The sequence below is a fragment of the Mycoplasma sp. P36-A1 genome (assembly GCF_049478495.1).
In the GTDB taxonomy this organism is placed as follows: domain Bacteria; phylum Bacillota_I; class Bacilli_A; order JAJDGJ01; family JAJDGJ01; genus P36-A1.
Genome location: NZ_CP168083.1, coordinates 817624 through 835132, shown reverse-complemented (window position 1 = coordinate 835132; position 17509 = coordinate 817624). Strand labels below are relative to the sequence as shown.

General features: G+C 29.7%; 17 protein-coding genes and 2 tRNA genes. All 19 read right to left on the bottom strand.

All coding sequences use genetic code 4. The features are described 5' to 3' along the window. Window positions 1-68 precede the first annotated feature (68 nt). Window positions 69-1259: an acetate/propionate family kinase gene (locus ACD762_RS03880; RefSeq protein ID WP_423364550.1), complete on the bottom strand. Its 1191-nt coding sequence runs from the start codon at window positions 1257-1259 to the stop codon at window positions 69-71. Window positions 1260-1409: 150 nt separating this feature from the next. Then, window positions 1410-1991, bottom strand: a complete 582-nt coding sequence (locus tag ACD762_RS03875; protein ID WP_423364549.1) for a YdcF family protein — start codon at window positions 1989-1991, stop codon at window positions 1410-1412. After that, a complete protein-coding gene (locus ACD762_RS03870; protein WP_423364548.1) occupies window positions 1991-2614 on the bottom strand; it encodes a DUF3800 domain-containing protein in 624 nt (207 codons plus the stop codon). The genes ACD762_RS03875 and ACD762_RS03870 overlap by 1 nt, the downstream gene beginning before the upstream one ends. Window positions 2615-2679: 65 nt before the next feature. Then, window positions 2680-2756, bottom strand: a tRNA-Arg gene (locus ACD762_RS03865). A gap of 25 nt (window positions 2757-2781) precedes the next feature. Then, window positions 2782-2858, bottom strand: a tRNA-Arg gene (locus ACD762_RS03860). Window positions 2859-3075: 217 nt separating this feature from the next. Then, window positions 3076-3861, bottom strand: a complete 786-nt coding sequence (locus ACD762_RS03855; protein ID WP_423364547.1) for a TIGR00282 family metallophosphoesterase — start codon at window positions 3859-3861, stop codon at window positions 3076-3078. A 60-nt stretch (window positions 3862-3921) separates the two neighbouring features. Then, a complete protein-coding gene (rny, locus tag ACD762_RS03850; protein ID WP_423364546.1) occupies window positions 3922-5460 on the bottom strand; it encodes a ribonuclease Y in 1539 nt (512 codons plus the stop codon). A 144-nt stretch (window positions 5461-5604) separates the two neighbouring features. After that, window positions 5605-6537, bottom strand: a complete 933-nt coding sequence (locus tag ACD762_RS03845; protein ID WP_423364545.1) for a DHH family phosphoesterase — start codon at window positions 6535-6537, stop codon at window positions 5605-5607. A gap of 62 nt (window positions 6538-6599) precedes the next feature. Next, a complete protein-coding gene (locus ACD762_RS03840) occupies window positions 6600-7703 on the bottom strand; it encodes a hypothetical protein (RefSeq protein ID WP_423364544.1) in 1104 nt (367 codons plus the stop codon). A gap of 93 nt (window positions 7704-7796) precedes the next feature. After that, complete coding sequence (locus ACD762_RS03835; protein ID WP_423364543.1) at window positions 7797-9848, bottom strand: M23 family metallopeptidase; 2052 nt, start codon at window positions 9846-9848, stop codon at window positions 7797-7799. A gap of 157 nt (window positions 9849-10005) precedes the next feature. Continuing rightward, window positions 10006-11481, bottom strand: a complete 1476-nt coding sequence (citF, locus tag ACD762_RS03830; RefSeq protein WP_423364542.1) for a citrate lyase subunit alpha — start codon at window positions 11479-11481, stop codon at window positions 10006-10008. Continuing rightward, window positions 11474-12322 carry an HpcH/HpaI aldolase/citrate lyase family protein gene (locus ACD762_RS03825; RefSeq protein ID WP_423364541.1) on the bottom strand — a complete coding sequence of 283 codons (849 nt, stop codon included), beginning with the start codon at window positions 12320-12322 and terminating at the stop codon, window positions 11474-11476. Before ACD762_RS03825 ends, citF begins: the two co-directional genes overlap by 8 nt. Next, complete coding sequence (gene citD, locus ACD762_RS03820) at window positions 12322-12585, bottom strand: citrate lyase acyl carrier protein (RefSeq protein ID WP_423364540.1); 264 nt, start codon at window positions 12583-12585, stop codon at window positions 12322-12324. Before citD ends, ACD762_RS03825 begins: the two co-directional genes overlap by 1 nt. 3 nt (window positions 12586-12588) lie before the next feature. Further along, window positions 12589-13149: a Fe-S-containing hydro-lyase gene (locus ACD762_RS03815; RefSeq protein WP_423364539.1), complete on the bottom strand. Its 561-nt coding sequence runs from the start codon at window positions 13147-13149 to the stop codon at window positions 12589-12591. Window position 13150: 1 nt separating this feature from the next. After that, complete coding sequence (locus tag ACD762_RS03810; protein ID WP_423364538.1) at window positions 13151-13993, bottom strand: fumarate hydratase; 843 nt, start codon at window positions 13991-13993, stop codon at window positions 13151-13153. 102 nt (window positions 13994-14095) lie between these two features. Beyond that, complete coding sequence (locus tag ACD762_RS03805) at window positions 14096-14389, bottom strand: DUF4176 domain-containing protein (protein ID WP_423364537.1); 294 nt, start codon at window positions 14387-14389, stop codon at window positions 14096-14098. 29 nt (window positions 14390-14418) lie between these two features. Continuing rightward, complete coding sequence (locus ACD762_RS03800; protein ID WP_423364536.1) at window positions 14419-14709, bottom strand: hypothetical protein; 291 nt, start codon at window positions 14707-14709, stop codon at window positions 14419-14421. A gap of 83 nt (window positions 14710-14792) precedes the next feature. Continuing rightward, on the bottom strand, window positions 14793-16031 hold the full coding sequence (locus tag ACD762_RS03795; protein ID WP_423364535.1) for a methylaspartate ammonia-lyase: 1239 nt from the start codon (window positions 16029-16031) through the stop codon (window positions 14793-14795). Between the two features lie 2 nt (window positions 16032-16033). Beyond that, window positions 16034-17506, bottom strand: a complete 1473-nt coding sequence (locus ACD762_RS03790; RefSeq protein WP_423364534.1) for a methylaspartate mutase subunit E — start codon at window positions 17504-17506, stop codon at window positions 16034-16036. Between the last annotated feature and the right edge of the window lie 3 nt (window positions 17507-17509).

Genomic DNA, 17509 nt, shown 5'->3' with positions numbered 1-17509 from the left:
AAAAATCCTCTCTTTTATTAAAATTCATTATTTTTCTCAAAAAAAAAGACTAAAAAGTCTTTTTTTTATTAAAGGTTAAGTAATCTTTGAGTATCTTGTGCAATTACTAATTCTTCATTAGTAGGAATTAAGAATACTTTTGCAGCTGAATCATCAGAAGATATAAGTGTTTCTTTTCCTCTTACATTATTTCTTTCAGCATCTAATTTAATACCAGTTGCTTCTGAAATAGCTTCTATTACTTTTTCTCTAAACATTATACCATTTTCACCAAGTCCAGCAGTAAATACAATTGCATCTACTCCTCCAAGTTGCATTACATATGAACCAATAACTTCCATAATTCTATGAATATATAATTCAACAGTTAAAACAGCTCTTGGCTCGTTTGCATTATAACCATCTTCGATGTCTCTTGCATCACTAGAAATTCCAGATATACCTAACATACCAGATTTCTTATTTAAAATATCAGTGATTTCTAAAGCAGTTTTACCTGTATGTCCCATTAAGAAAGTGATAATTGCAGGATCAATATCTCCAGATCTTGTTCCCATCATAACACCTGCAAGTGGAGTTAATCCCATTGAAGTATTAATTGATTTACCATCTTTAACTGCTGCTAAAGAAGCACCATTACCTAAGTGGCAAGTTATAATTTTTGATTTTTCTGGATTACCTAATAATTCAATTGCTCTTTTAGATACATATAAATGACTTGTTCCGTGGAATCCGTATCTTCTTACACCATAATCAGTGTAATATTCGTAAGGAATTGCATACATGTAACTTTCTTTAGTCATTGTTTGGTGGAATGCTGTATCAAATACTGCAACATGTCCTACACCTGGTAATGCAGCTTTGAATGCTCTGTATCCAACTAAGTTTGCTGGATTATGTAATGGAGCAAGGTCAGATAGTCTTTCAATTGTTGATTCTACTTCATCAGTGATAATTGTAGATACTGCAAACTCTTCACCACCATGAACCATTCTATGTCCTACTGCTTCAATTTCAGATAAAGAACTAACAACATTATATTTTGTTAGAGCTTCTAATACTAATTCAACTGCTTTAGTATGATTTTCAATATCTAAAATATTTTTGTGTTTTTCACCAGCTACTTCAATAGTAAAAATTGAATCATTAATACCAATTCTTTCAATAATTCCTGAACAAAGTTCAGTTGCTTCTGGCATTTCAAGTAATTGATACTTTAATGATGAAGAACCAGCGTTTACTGCCATAATTTTTGACATTTTACTTCCTCCTAATATGTATAATTATTTCCTTAATCATTTTAACAAATTTAGGCTTATAAGTAAACAATAAATTAAGCACCCTATCTTTCTTTTTATAATTATTAAAGACTTAATAATAAATACTTATATGTCTATAAATGTTATAAACTAGCTATCAAAGATGAATGATTTTATATATGCAAATATCTCTCGTACAATACCACCTTTACTAGCACTACTAGCTGCTTGTCCTATAATATGATCAGTCGCTAAATTTCTTCTAGATAACATCAAGCTTCTTGCAACATGATAATCTGATGTTACAAACCCAATATTTTTATTAGTGTAATTTGAATCTAATTTTTCTAAAATATCTTTTGTATACTTAAAATTTTCATTTGTATTAGTTGATTTATCTTCTTCTATAACATTATTTGTTGGAATGTTTCTAGCTACTAAGTATTTTTTCATAATGCTAGCTTCTGTATAGTCTTCATCTTTTCCCTGACCACCTGAAACTATAATTATTGGTTCATCAGTTTTATAATAAACTTTAATAGCTTTGTCTAGTCTTGATTTTAAATCTAAGCTTGGTTTATCACCATTAATCTTAGCTCCTAAAACTATTAAGTAATCTAAATCATTGTTTATTTCATCATTTGAATGTATTTTTATTTGAACTGTTATAAAACTAAAAACACCTATAATGAATACTAAAATACCTAAAAATATTTTTTTGTTTTTTTTCATTATTTTTCACCTAGTAATTCTATTATATTTAATTTTTCTATATTTTTAACATGTAAATATCCTTTATTAGTTTTATTATATTTACCAAACACCACATTTGAAATATAGTCTACTAGTTGTATTGTTCTATTCAACGATGAATCTTTGTATATTACATCAATGAGTTTAACTTTATTGTAAAATGTTACATTCAAATGAGTCTCTAAATCATAATAAGCTAATGGAGATACTGATCTTTGATCATTATATATAATTATGTGATTTAATTGTTTAAAGTTTTTCAATATTATATTTAGCAATTCAATAATCATTAAGTTGTTCATTCCTATTTCACTCATTGTATATCGATTAATTTCTTTTAGCTTTTTTTTATCTAATACTAGACTATATATTTCTATTTCATTTTCGATCATTTCATTTATAAACAAACTCTTTTCAAAGTCACTTAATCTAGATGCTTTTAATTCAGAGTTTTCTTGTTTCTTCTTTATTTTAAGGGCTATATTTTTATGTAAATTTTCTAGACTTTTTTTACTATTACTAATTATAGCACTTACTACATAATATCTTGTTTGAAAGTCATTATAACTTCCTGATTCATCTATATAAATATTATAATCCATATTATTCCCCTTATTAGAATTTTATAAATCTATAAAAAAAAACGCTATAAGCGTCTATTTTTAAATGGCGTCCACGAAGGGATTCGAACCCCTGACCGATGGCTTAGAAGGCCATTGCTCTATCCGGCTGAGCTACGTGGACATTACTATTAATATTTCAATAAAAATGGCGTCCACGAAGGGATTCGAACCCCTGACCGATGGCTTAGAAGGCCATTGCTCTATCCGGCTGAGCTACGTGGACATCAATATTGAATACTCTAATAGTATACTGATTTTATCGCTTAAAAGCAAGCTTTTTTCCAAAAAAAATGATTAATTTAGTTAAAGTATGAGCTAGATATCTATAAAATTATAATCATTATAAGAAAGCTTGAATATATTATATATATTTAATTAAAAAAAGTCAATTATATTATAACTAATATAATTAACTTTTCGATTGATTTAAACATAACTGCTTAAATTTTATAGTTATTAAGTGGTGAAAGTGATATTCTTTCTATACTTATAGGTGTATTATTTTCAAATTTAATTACAACTGCATTTAATATACCTGGACCTTGACCAGCTTCAAATCTTGCTGGAAGTCCTGTTTTCATTCTGTAAACTACATTTTTTTTATCCATTCCAATACATTGATTAAATGGTCCACACATTCCAACATCTGTAATATATGCTGTTTTATTATCTAGCAATCTTTCATCTGCAGTTTGTACATGAGTATGGGTTCCTAAAACTGCACTTATTTTACCATCAAATTCATAACCTAAACAAATCTTTTCTGCTGTAGCATCTGCATGAATATCAAGTATATGAATGTCTGCTTTACTTTCTTCTACTATTTTTTCCATTACCTCTACTGGGTGATTTATTATTCCACCATAAAAAACTCTACCTAAAAGATTGGTAACCTGTATTTTAACACCGTTTTTTTCAAAAACTTTTGTGCCAACTCCTGGAGTATAAACTGGTAGGTTTGCTGGTCTTATTAGCTTATTAGCATTATCTATCCAATCTAATATATCTGATCTATCAAATGTATGATTTCCCATTGTAATTGCATCAATTCCTTGATTTAAAAGCTCATCGTAGTGTTTTTTACTTAGTCCTTTACCATGTGTAGTATTTTCTCCATTTGCTATTGTAAAGTCTATATTATGCTTATTTTTAATAATTGGTAGGTATTCATCAATTAAGTCTCTACCTACTTCTCCAAAAATATCACCAATAAACAATATGTTCATTATTATACCTTCTTTCAAAATTAATAAGGATGGAGCTAAAGCTCCATCCTTATTATATCATTATTTAGCTACTTCGCTAGCTTTTGTTTCACGAAGTACAGTTACTTTTATTTGTCCAGGATATGTCATATCACTTTCTATTTTATCTTTTATTTCTCTTGCGAGTGTATAACATGCTAAATCATCTATTATTTCTGGTTTAACTATTACTCTTACTTCTCGACCAGCTTGAATAGCAAATACTGATTCTACTCCTTTGAATGCTGATGCTATTTTCTCTAAATTTTCTAATCTTTGTATGTAATTTTCAAGTGATTCCATTCTAGCACCTGGTCTAGATGCGCTTAAAGCATCAGCTGCAGCTACTAATATTGATATTACTCCTGTTGGAGCAACATTTCCATGGTGTGATTCTATTGAATTTATTACAACTTCCGATTCACCATATTTTCTTGCATATTTTGCTCCAAGTTCTACATGGCTACCTTCTTGTTCAAAATCAACTGCTTTTCCAATATCATGTAATAACCCTGCTCTTCTTGCAAGCATTTGGTTTTCGCCTAGTTCAGCTGCTAACATACCAGCTAAAAAAGCAACTTCCATTGAGTGTTTTAAAGCACTTTGTCCATAACTTGTACGATATTTTAATTTTCCTATAAGATTAACTAATTCTTTTGGAACTTTTGTAATGCCAAGTTCAAATATCGCTTCTTCTCCAGCTTGTTTAATTGTTTTGTTTACATTATCTCTGGCTTTTTTTACTAACTCTTCTATTCTTGATGGTTGTATTCTTCCATCTTGAATAAGTGATTCTAGTGATTGTCTTGCTATTTCTCTTCTAATTGGATCAAAACATGAAACAGTAATTGTTTCTGGTGTATCATCAATTATCAAGTCTACACCTGTAGCAGACTCAATTGCTCTAATATTTCTACCTTCTCTACCTATTATTCTACCCTTCATTTCTTCACTTGGAAGTGCTACTGTTGCAATTGTTCTTTCATTTGCTTGTTCAGCACTATATCTTTGAATTGACATTGCTACTAATTCTTTAGCTACTGCTTCTGATTTTTCTTTTGCTTCTTCTTCAGCTTCTTTTACTAGGGCACTCATTTCATTTTCTATCTGTGATTTTACTAATGAAATCAATTCATCTTTTGCTTGTTGTTTAGAAAAACCTGATATATTTTGCAACAATTCAATTTGTTCTTTTTTTCTGTTTTCTATATTTTGTTCTTCTTTATCAAGTTTTGACAACTTTTTATCTAAATCTGCTTCTTTAGATAATAATAATTCTTGTCTTCCTTGAATTAGTACTTCTTTTTTATCTACTGCTTGTTCTTTTTTATTTATTTTTGATTCTTGTGTTGATAATTCTGTTTTTATCGCCTTTATCTCTTGTTCAGCTTCCATCTTATATTCATGAGCTACTGTTTTAGCTTCTAATATGGCACTTTTTTCTATATTTATAGCTTTTTTATTAGCTTCATCAACTATTTCTGAAGCTTGAGTATTTGCTTTAATTATTTGAAAACGCTGTAATAAATATATACAGCTTACCCCAAGAATAAAGGCAATTACTGCAATGATTATTTCCATTACAATAACCTCCTTTTTTTTGTTTCTACCCCTAAATTATACAGTAAAGTATGATTTCAAACAAGAGTAATCACTCTAGAATAGGATAGTATAAGGTATTATTTTATATTTTTAATTATTATTTAGTTTATATAAACAATTAGATTACATACTTTTTGAAATTTCATCTAATATTAAGTTAAATCTTTCAAGAGTTGATACTTTTATGCCTGAAGCATACATGTGACCACCACCGCCAAATTGGTTTGCAATTAAATTTACTGGAACATCTTTTGATCTCAATGACACATGATAAAATTTTGTTGCTGGATTGTATGTTGCTGATATCCACACTCTTATTCCTTTAATTCCTGCTAATGTATTCACATATTCTTTGGCTTGGTTAAAATTTACCCCACATGCATTATAATCTTTTTCTTCTAAAATATAGTAAGCTATTTTGTTATCAATTATTTTAAAGTTATCTAATATATATCCATTAAGTTTAACCTGTTCAATACTTCTTTCATATAATTTATCATAAACAGTTGATAATTGTGCACCTTGTTTTAGCAACCAGGCTGCCATTTCAAATGTTGCTTCACTTGTATTATTATATAGAAATCTTCCTGTATCTCCAACAATACCAGTATATAAATAGTTTGCTGCCTCTTTGTTTAGGGCTAAATTTAATTCATAAGCTAATGTAGCTACAATGCAGCTAGCAGCAGCAGCATTTTCATCAACTAAATTTATACTACCATACTTTTCTATGTTAGGGTGATGATCTATTTTAATAATATTTTTAGCATTCAAAAATCTTTGATCATCTATTCTTGCACTGTTTGCAGTGTCTACAACAATTGCTAATGATTCACTAATGATATCATCTGTTACAATGTCTGATTTTGGAAATAATACATTTGATAATCCTTCAGATTCTTTTCCAAGTGCAAACACTTTTTTATTAGGATAGTTGTTTTTTATTATTTCAATTAAGCCAAACTGAGCTCCTAAAGCATCAGGATCTGCAAATTCGTGTCTAAATACAGTTATATACTCACTATCTTCTATTTCTTTTAATATTTCTTTGTTCATATTTTTTACCAGTACAATCTATGTACTATACCTTTCTTTCATAAGAAAGAGATAAGCATTGCTTATCCCTTGTTGAATTTTATGTATTCTGATTTACCGTCTTTATTTAATACTTCAAAAACAATAGAATTACCTGAAAACTTAAAATTAAGTGCTTTTATTTTACCAAAATCTTCAAATGTATTGTTGTCTAAATTAAATACATAATAGTTTTCATCTTTTTTTACAATTATATCTGATCCATTAAAACCTAAAGTTGTATTGTATTTTTCTAACACAATAACTTTTGCTAAATCTTTTGAGACAACAATTGTATTGTTATTTGTAGTAAAACTAGCATATGAATTACTTTTTTTAGTTGTTATTTCGCTTCCTACATTACCTATATATTTAGTAATTTCATATGTTATTGCAGGTTTTGCACTTATAAAACTATCTTTATCTTCGATATTGTATCCCTCTATAGATACTTTGTTATCGTCTTTTATTATTAAAAATAATGAGTTATCAATTACATTTAGCGCTAGTATTTGTCTAGAAGATTTAGAATTATTTTGTTGAAAGATAACCTTATCATCTTTATCAAAGGCAACGACATTTTTATTATTTTGAATCATTAAGACACCATTTGAAAAGGCTGTAGGATTTGTATATCTATTGTCTAAAGTATCAATTGATGTTACTTCATCATCTTTTACTTTTACCATACCACTTATTTCAAAATTATTATTAGATTCAAAACTTGTATAAATACTATCATTTGCATATGCTTCAACTATGTTTTCAGTAAATTTTACATCACTTATTTTTCCAATCAATTCACAGCCATTACTTTTTTCTTTGTAGTATTCAAAGGAATTAGAATTTTCAATTGCAACGACATTAAAACCAGTTTCTTGTGAGACAATGGTTGCTGTTCCGTTTTTATCACATGCTTTTATAGCACTTGCTTCAACATATTCATATTTCTTTAATACACTAGATATTTGTGCACTATCTTTTGCAAATGAGTCTTTTATTAGAGTATCGGATTTAGTAAATCCTTTAGTTGTAATCAATTGAATACTAGCTGCATCTTTAATAAATTTGCCACCTTTATTCATGTTTAGTAATGTTAAAATAATGGTTAACATTAATAATATTAGTAGTATTAATTTTTTTCTCAATAAAATCACCTATCCATTCTATTTAGATTATAACAAATATCATATCTTTTTTATATATTATTTGTATGATTATTTTGTAAAGTTGTCCTTTTATTATCTTCCACTCCATGATTGATAATATCTTAAGTTAAATATTATATCCGGATTAACTGTTACTATATCTGAATAATTGCTTAAAGCATTATAATTTACATTAAATAAAATGTTTTTATTATGCCTATTAAACCTTGTTTGTATGTCACTAATACTTTTTGCATATGTGTGCTCTTGTATTTGTAAATGTATATGATAACCAGTTGAAAAGCCACTTGAGCCTACTCTTCCAATTATTTGATTGTTTTTTACTTTATTTCCAACTGCTATACTTCTAAAAATATTAGCATTTGTTGAAGTCCCAGTTGTTGCTAACTTGCTGTTATGTCCATACAAAATTGTATAGAATTTACCTTGATGTTGTACGGCAATTAGCACTGAGTTTCCAAAACCACCAGCTCCACAACCACTACTATTAGTAGTGTTACAGCTGTTATTACGACTCAATACTACTCCTTCATTATCAAATGTCCATCTTATATATTGTGCAAATCCTTGAGATGAATGTCTGTATGATGCAATATCAATACCTGGATGCCAACCACCGCCAAAACTAGATGGATAGAACCAATTAGAAGATGTAATCACTCCATTTGTAATTGGAAATCTAGATGAATGTGACATGCTAGATGCACTAACATTATTCGAGTTTGTCGTTCTTGATGAAGTTATATTCCCTGAATTATTAAAAGTATATACTACTTTGTTATCAAGTTTACCAGATTTATAAAAACTTCTTTCATAGGAAGTTTTTGTTGTTGTATTATTTCTATATACTGTTTTATCTTGCAAAATTAATGTACCATTATTGTATTCATCATGTAAGTAAGTATAGTTTGAAGTATTATACTCATACCCTTTTTTTAAATAAATTCTGTTTGAAGTATAATAATAATTTATATTACTTGTTAGTCTAGCCGAATTATTATATCTTTTTTCATTATGTTGATACCTTGTACTCGATGTATTAAAATAGTCAGTTTTTGAATTAGTTAATGTATTAGATGCATTATATGCATTAGTTATTCTTGATGATATTCTAGTAGAATTATTAAAATAGTTATTTCTAACATCATTTGTAATTCTTCCATTTGTTACATTATAGGTTGTAGTTCTTAATCCTGTATTTCTATTAGATGCATTATAATACCATATTTTTCTGCTTGTTCTTTTAAAACTACCATTAAAGTAGTGTCTTTGTAGTGAAGTCCTACGTCCGTTTCTTGCATTATTATAATAAGTAATAGATCTTTGAGTCATTCTTGCATTATTATTAAATGTTTTTGTATCTACGGATTTTCTATTTCCACCATTTGAATGATATAAAGTTGTATCTGATTTTACTGTTTTATTATTTCTAATAAAATTTGTTACCATTCTAGTATGTCTACCTGCATTAAAGGTCTTAGATGTAACTTCTCTTGTTGTTCCATACTTTATGTTACGGTAGTAGTATTCTTGCTTATTATTTCTGAATTTTCGAATTCTATTTAAAGTTCTTGTGCCATTTCTATTATAATCATTTCTTGTTACTTGTTTTCTTCTTCCATTACTATGAGCTGTTGTTATAATAGTTTTTCTTATTCTATTATTTGAACGATATCTTTCTGTTTCATTAGAACCACTAAACCTTCCATTTGAACCAGCATTCAAATAATTGTGAACAGTAGTTCTTGTATATGTACTAAATGTAACTCTATTAGTTACTCTTCTTCTCTTCCCATTTGAGTAATAAGTTTTAGTAATATCATTTCTGTTACCAGTATATCTTCTATCCCGATGATTTTTTAATCTACCATTACTATGATAAGTTTTAGTTATCAATCTAGTCAATTTTCTTGTTTTTCTATTGGTAGTTCTTGAAACATAATTAGTGATATTCTTTCTACTGTTTTCCTTATATGTATAAGTTTCTACTCTTGTAGTATTTGAAGCAGTAGTAGTGCATGTCCTGATTTTTTTATTATTAGTACATTTTCTACTTGCTTCTATGTTGTTTTGACTTATTGTGATTACAAATATTAAGACAAATGCATATAAATACTTCTTCATTTTTCCACCCCTTTTGTGTCATTTCATTATAGCATTTGAAAAAAATTTAGTAAATATAATGACTATTTTATACAGTTTATATAACATTATCTATTTAAAATAAAACAATTTTTTGATAAAAAAAAAGCGATAAATCGCTTTTTATAAATGAAAATTGTTATTTTTTATATAAATAATCTAAAATTGAACCGTCTCTGTATTCAACTATTCCTACAACTTCATCAGATAATGAAGTTTCTTTTGGAATTCCAGTTAAATGTAGAGCTTTTTTGTATAATTCATCAATTGTATAAACTTTGATGTTTGTTTTTTCTTGAATACTTTGTATCAATTCTTTATGCTTAGGATTAATTGCTACACCATGATCAGTTACAAGTACATCAATTGTTTCTCCTGGAGTAGTAATTGTAGTAACTCTTTCTTTAATAACACTAATTCTTGAAGACACTAATTTAGAAACAATAATTGATAATTTTGCTCCTGCAGCTGTATCAGCGTGTCCACCTGAACCACCCATTAAAACACCATTTGATGTAGTAGCAACGTTTACATTGTAATCTAAATCTATTTCTGTTGCTCCTAAAATTACGATATCTAAATCTTTTACGATATTATTTTTATCATATGGATTTGCATATTTTGAAGCTCCCATTTTGTGGTGAGTTTTGTTTTTAGATATTGATTGCACTGCACCTAAATCAAAACATTGTACATCGTATAGTTCTTCAAATAAATCTGATTCTAACATATCTACTAAATAACTAGTGATTCCTCCACTAGCAAATGATCCTTTAATTCCTTGATCACTCATAGTTTTCTTCAATTCTTGTGCAACTGCTAGTGAAATACCACCAGCTCCTGTTTGAAAACTCATTCCATCTTTTAATAAACCTGAGTGTTTTATTACTTCGTTTGCATTACGTGCAATTAATAAACCAATTGGGTCTTTTGTAACTTGTGTTGTACCTGAAACAATCCCTGATGGATCACCAATTTTATCAACTTTAACTACATAGTCAACACAACTACCATCTATTTCAACATCTTTTACTGATTCAACTGTGTAATCTGTTACTGCAACAACTTTTTTAGCAACTAATGCATCTGCATAAGCATATCCTAGAACTCCACAACTTGAAGGTCCTTCACTACCATTAATGTTAGATTTATTATCAACACAAGGTGCTGCTATAAATGCTACATCTATTTCGATTTCTTTATTTAGTAATAATCTTGCTCTTGCACCATGTGAATGCATATGAGCAGGTTCTTGCAACTTACCTTCTGATATAGCATCTGCTACATCTCCTGAAATATATGCTGAATAAATTTTAGTTACATTTTTATTTTCTATTAATTTAACTAGTTTTTTGTGAACTGGGAAAATACTACTTGCTACTATTGTTACATTTTTAATGTTTTGAGCTTCAATAATATCAAATAACATATTTGCTACATGATCACCATTTCTTAAATGGTGATGAAAACTTACTGTCATTCCATCAAAAAATTCTACTTTAGAAGTTACTTCTTCAAGAGTAATTAGTTTTGATTTAAGATCTAATGCATTATTTTTTTTGAAATTGTAATCTACAAATTTATAGTCGTGAACTCCATCAAATTTCTTACTCATATTTAACTCCTGCCTTTCTTGCATTTTCTAATGTTAATTTAGCTCTGTTAATAATTGGAGCATCTACCATTTTTCCATTTAAAGAAAAGACACCTAATCCTTCTTTTTCTGCTTCTTTAGCAGCTTCAATTACTTCTTGTGCATTTACTATATCTTCTATAGTAGGTGAGAATACATCGTTTACATATGTAACTTGTCTTGGGTTAATACATGCTTTACCACTAAAACCAAAGTTTTTAGCTTTTTTAGTATCTGTAATTAACATATCAAAATCTTCTACATCTGTAAATGGAGTATCTAATGAGAATTTATTTAAAGCATGGCAAGTTATTGCTATTTGTTGTCTTGCTACAAATATTTCATCAGATTGTTTAGTTCTTTCAATTTGCATATCAAGAGAATAGTCTTCTGCTCCAAATAACATACCTTCTACTAAATCAGATGCAGTTAAAATGTTACTTAAATCATACATTGAATGAGCACTTTCAATTAATGTAATAATTTTAATTTTTGTATCTTTTATTTTTTTAGCAAGTTCTACTACTGATGCAACATCAGCTTTTGCAAGTAAAATAAAATCTACATCATATTTAATAACCATGTCAATATCATCATAAAAATATGGTGAATCCATTGGATTAATTCTAACAACTCTAGTTACTTCATTTTTAGGAAAGAATTTAAATCCTTCTTCTAATAATATTCTAGCTGCATCTTTTTGATTTATTGATACTGCATCTTCAAGGTCGAAAATGATAGCATCAGCTTGTAATAAGTCTGCACTTTGTACCATTCCTGGGTTGTTTGCTGGAATAAACAGTGCACTTCTAATATATGCCATTATTGTTCACTCCCTCTTTTAACAGCAGTTTCTACTCTTGCTTTTATTGTATAGTTTAAAGCACCTTTATCATTTAGTTTGATAATTAAATCGTTGGCGTTTAATTGATCTAATGTAGCATTAACTACATCTGTTATTTCTTGTCCAAATTGTTCCATTACAATACTTTCTATTTCTACTTCACGTTTTCCTTTACTAGGAAACACTTCTACAAGAACATCATTTGATTCAAGAGTACCTGCCATTGCAGTTTTCTTAATCATAAATTATTCACCTTTACTTTCTAAATACTCAGCTTGACCTGAAATATATAAATCATTTCCATGAATATCATTTACTACAATTATAGGTAAATCTTCTACTACTAATCTTCTAACAGCTTCAGCACCTAAATCATCATAAGCAATAATTTCACTTTCAACAACTCTTTTACCCATTAATGCAGCAGCTCCACCAACAGCAGCGAAATATGTTGCATTTCCTTTAATAGCTTCTTTAACTTCTGGACTTCTTTTACCTTTACCAATCATTCCTTTAAGACCTTGATCTATCATTGTTGGTGTGTATGGATCCATACGGTATGCAGTTGTTGGTCCAGCACTACCAAATGTTTGACCTGGTTTAGTTGGAGTTGGTCCAACATAATATATTACTTGATTAGCTGGTTCAAAAGGAAGTTTTTCTCCTCTTTCTAAAGCTTCAACAAATCTTTTGTGTGCTGCATCTCTTGCAGTATAAATTACTCCACTTAATAATACTTGATCTCCACTGTGTAAAGCTTCTAATGCTTCATTTGTTAATGGAGTAGTTAATCTTTTTGTTTCCATATTAAATTTCCACCTTTACATGTCTTGCTGCATGACAATTTATATTTACTGCACATGGTAATCCAGCAATATGTGTTGCATACATTTCAATATTTACTTTTAAAGCAGTTGTTTTTCCACCAAAACCTTGTGGGCCAATACCTAAATTATTGATTTCTTCTAGTAATTCTCTTTCTAGAGCTTCAACTTTAGGGTTAGGATTGAATGAATCTACTGATCTAATTGCAGCTCTTTTAGCCATAATTGCACATTTATCAAATGTACCACCTAAACCAATACCAACGATAATTGGAGGACATGGATTTGGTCCAGCATCTCTTACTACTTGTTTAATAAATTCTTTTACACCTTCAATACCAGCTGCTGGTGGAAACATTTTTAATTGTGACATGTTTTCACTACCAAAGCCTTTTGCTGCAAATTCTAATTCAAATACATCACCAGGTACTACTGTAAAGTGTACGACTGCAGGTGTATTGTTTTTTGTATTTATTCTATCAATTGGATTATTTACTACTGATTTTCTTAAATAACCTTCATCATATCCAAGTGCAACACCTTCATTTATTGCATCTTCAATTGCTCCGCCAGTTACATGAACTTCTTGTCCTATTTTAACAAAACAAACTACCATTCCTGTATCTTGACACATTGGTCTATTTTCTGCACGTGCAATTTTTGCATTGTCAACGATAACATTTAACATTTGTTTTGCTAATGTTCCATCTTCTTTGCTATTCATTTCTTCTAATTTACGTTGTACATCCATTGGAAGATCTACTGCCATTTTCATGCAAGCTTCTTTAGTTTTAGCAACTATTTGCTCGTATTTAACCTCTTTCATGTTTATAACTCCTTTAAGTATTAATGTTAAAAAATAGCTATCAAAGATAGCTATTTTTAAAATATTAAGTTAATAGCTTTTTCACTTTGTATTTGGAATGAATTAATTTCCTTCCTGATATCTTACTGAAAAAACATTATTATTGATATAGTCTTCTTTTAAACCAAGTTCAAACCCTTCGTTTTCTGCATCACTGTAACCAGTAAAGATAACTTCTTCTATATCTTGATCGTTGAAATACAAATACATAGCTTGAGTGAAAATACCTGTTGGGTATGGAATTGCTCTATAATCAATGTAATAATTTTTTCCTAATGGTTTAACCATTCTTTGTTCGATCATTACTAATGAATTATCATACCTTACAATACTTCCCATTGGTAAGTAGTCAATCATGAGGCAACCTGCCTTCACAACTAAATCTACTAAGTCTCCGCTAGTGATTTAAATGATTGGTCGTTAAATCTTACTTCAACAAACAAACCATCTTTTTCCAACATGATTGGACCAGTGATAAATTCAAGATTTTCACTCTTTAAAAAATCAAATATTTGATTCATCAAATCAATGTCAGAAGCATAATCTTCAATAAAATCTCTTAAGTACATTAAATAGTTTTCATTGTCGATGTTTGCTTCTTTCATTGTTTCAATATCAAATGAATTAACTTGTTTAAAAAGCAGCCCTATCAAATAATCTTTTTGAATATCATTCATAATTGTTCTCCTAACATGTTATAAATAGTCTAAGTTCACCAACTAAATTATAACAAATTTAGGCGTTCTATACAATTTATTTATTATTTATTACGGTTAGCTAAGATTTCAACACGATTCATTTCATTGTTTACGATCATGTATCCTTCGTCTACACCCATACCTGGTTTAGCAAGTACTTGTAGTGCTTCAGTAGCCATTGCAACATTAGTTGTAGTTTCAGCTGAAACGTTAGTTTCGTTACAAGTTCCACCAACATATGAACCGAATCCTTTTTCGTTACAGAAAATTACTGCTTCAGCAACGTTGTGTACACTTCCTAAGTCTGGAGTTTTAATTTGCATAATATCTCCAGCATTAGCAGCACAGAATGCTTTTACATCGTCAAATGTATTACACCATTCATCAGCAACTAATTTTACAGTTGAACCATTATCTTTTAAAGCTTTAGTTAAAGCAGCTAATGAAACGATTTGAGATGCTCTATCTCCAGTGTCCATTGGTCCTTCTACATATAATGCATAAGGAGCAGCTGTTTTTTCAAGGCTCATAATGTATTCGCACATTTTTTCAGTATCTAAGTTAAATGCTTCTCCAATAGTACCATAAACATCAAGGTGAATTGTTGGATTGTATCCTTCTTTACCTAAAGTTTTGATTCTATCTCTTAACCATGCAACATAGTCTTTTAAGATTGATCCATCTTTACCAAGTTTAGTTTCAACATTGTTAATTAATGCATGAGGTAATACTTCTACTGATTTGATAATCATTTTATCAGCAGCTAAGTATCTATCATCACCTGATTGTGAGAAGATTGGTCTTCTAGCAATTTTAGTGTTTAATTTGTATTCTTTTTTAATTACTTCTGCCATAGTAGTTTTGCTAGCTAAAGCAGTTGCATTTAATAATGCTTGAGAAATACCATATCTGATTGCTGTGTGTAATCTTTTACCATCAACATGCATAGTATCTAATTCTCTTGCGTTTTCTACAAATGTAGCAACGTCTAATCCTAAAATCCAAGCTTTAAGATTTTTTTCAATAAATGGAATAAAATCATCAGCTAAGAATAGAGGATCACGTCCACCAGCTCCAGAATATTGTACAGCTGCACAATCACCTTTTGCTACTGAACCATCTTCAAGTACTAATTGTACTGAAATTGCTTCACCTGGTTGTCTAATTGAAGTGAATCCTGGAGTTACAGGATCTCCAATGTAAGCTAAACCATCATTTTTTGCTCCCATTTTGATAGCTTTTTGGTCATCAAAATAGAACCCTGTACTACTTTTACTTAATAATACGTCAACAATTTTCATTTTTATTTTACCTCTTTCCAATTTTCTGGTCTACCGATAAGGCGACCTTGACCTACTGCATAAATATCATCAACTGTCATATCGAACCCAACTGGGCGTCCTTCTACTTCAGCTCTAACTGCTAATTTTGCAGTGTTAATAGCTTTGATTTCGTCAGTAAATGGTAAGTTACCAAAATCTAAGTAACGTACACAACCTTCGTTATCACGTGCAGGAAGAATTTTACCAGCATTGTATACAGATGGAGCGAATGGTACATCTAAGATTCCTTTTTTGAATCCTTCGATAACACCTACAGCTAAGTCTCCTTCTCCAGCTTCGTATACAGCGTCCAATATACATTTAACTTCGTCTCTAATTAATTGTTTTTCTGTTTCTAATTTATCTGATTCTACCATTCTTTGACCATCTAACATTGAGATTGCCATTTTAGTAGTTTTAATTCCGTTAGCGTTTGCTTCTTTAGTTGGGATACCAATAGCTTCATGAGTAGTTTTAACAATAACTTTAGTAGCTCCAGCTAATGTTGCAGTTTCAGCAGCAGTTGCAATTACAGCATATGCTTTAGCTTCGTCTGCAGGGAATCCACCCATCCATTGGTGGAATACAGTTGTTACAAAGCAATCATTGTATCCTTTTTCTTTTAATGTTTCTTCTGTAATTTCTTCAAGAGTTCTTACAGCAGCAACGTCTTGGATAAGGTTACCACATTGACCATAACCAACAGTAAGGTTTTTAACACCCTGTTCTGCAGCTAATAATGCTTCAATAACACCAACAGCATGTGACATACTTGGTGGTACTAATGTTCCTGTTAAAGGACCGAATGGTTCACGATTGATTTTAACTCCATTTTCTTCATAAATTGCAGCTAATCTATCGCAATATTGCCAGTCGATTAAAGTTTTTTCTAGAGGTACATTTTTTGAATAAGGTACATTGTATGAAATACATCCACCTTCATTTGATGTCCATCCAGATGCATGAATAATTTCAGCAAGTAATCTAGCATCAGGAGTACCGTGACGTGCTTGAAGTGGTTTGTTTACAGCTTCAAGAACTTCTCTACATCCTTTGATACCGTGGTTAACTGCTGGGAATCCATTAAGCATTGATCTTCCAGCTTTAATACTTTCTTCAATACCAATTTCGTTTTGTTCATATCTATTTTGTCTAGTATATGAATCAATAGTTGATGGTAATAAATCAGCTCCACCTACGTTTTGTAAGTAAGTTAATAATTCAATGTGTTGTTCAACTAATGCAACTCCAGCACGAGGTTGTGCAAGTGTAACACCATCTTTTTTAGCTTTTTCTAAAGCGATTGCAAAGTTTTTTTCTGCTGGAATATTTTTAGCATATTCAATACCAACTTGAATATCTTCAATATCTTTTCCAGTTTCCCAAGTTGCAAGGACTTCTTTTCTAATACTGTAGAACTGATCATCAGTCCAACGTTTATTTTGTACTTTCATTTT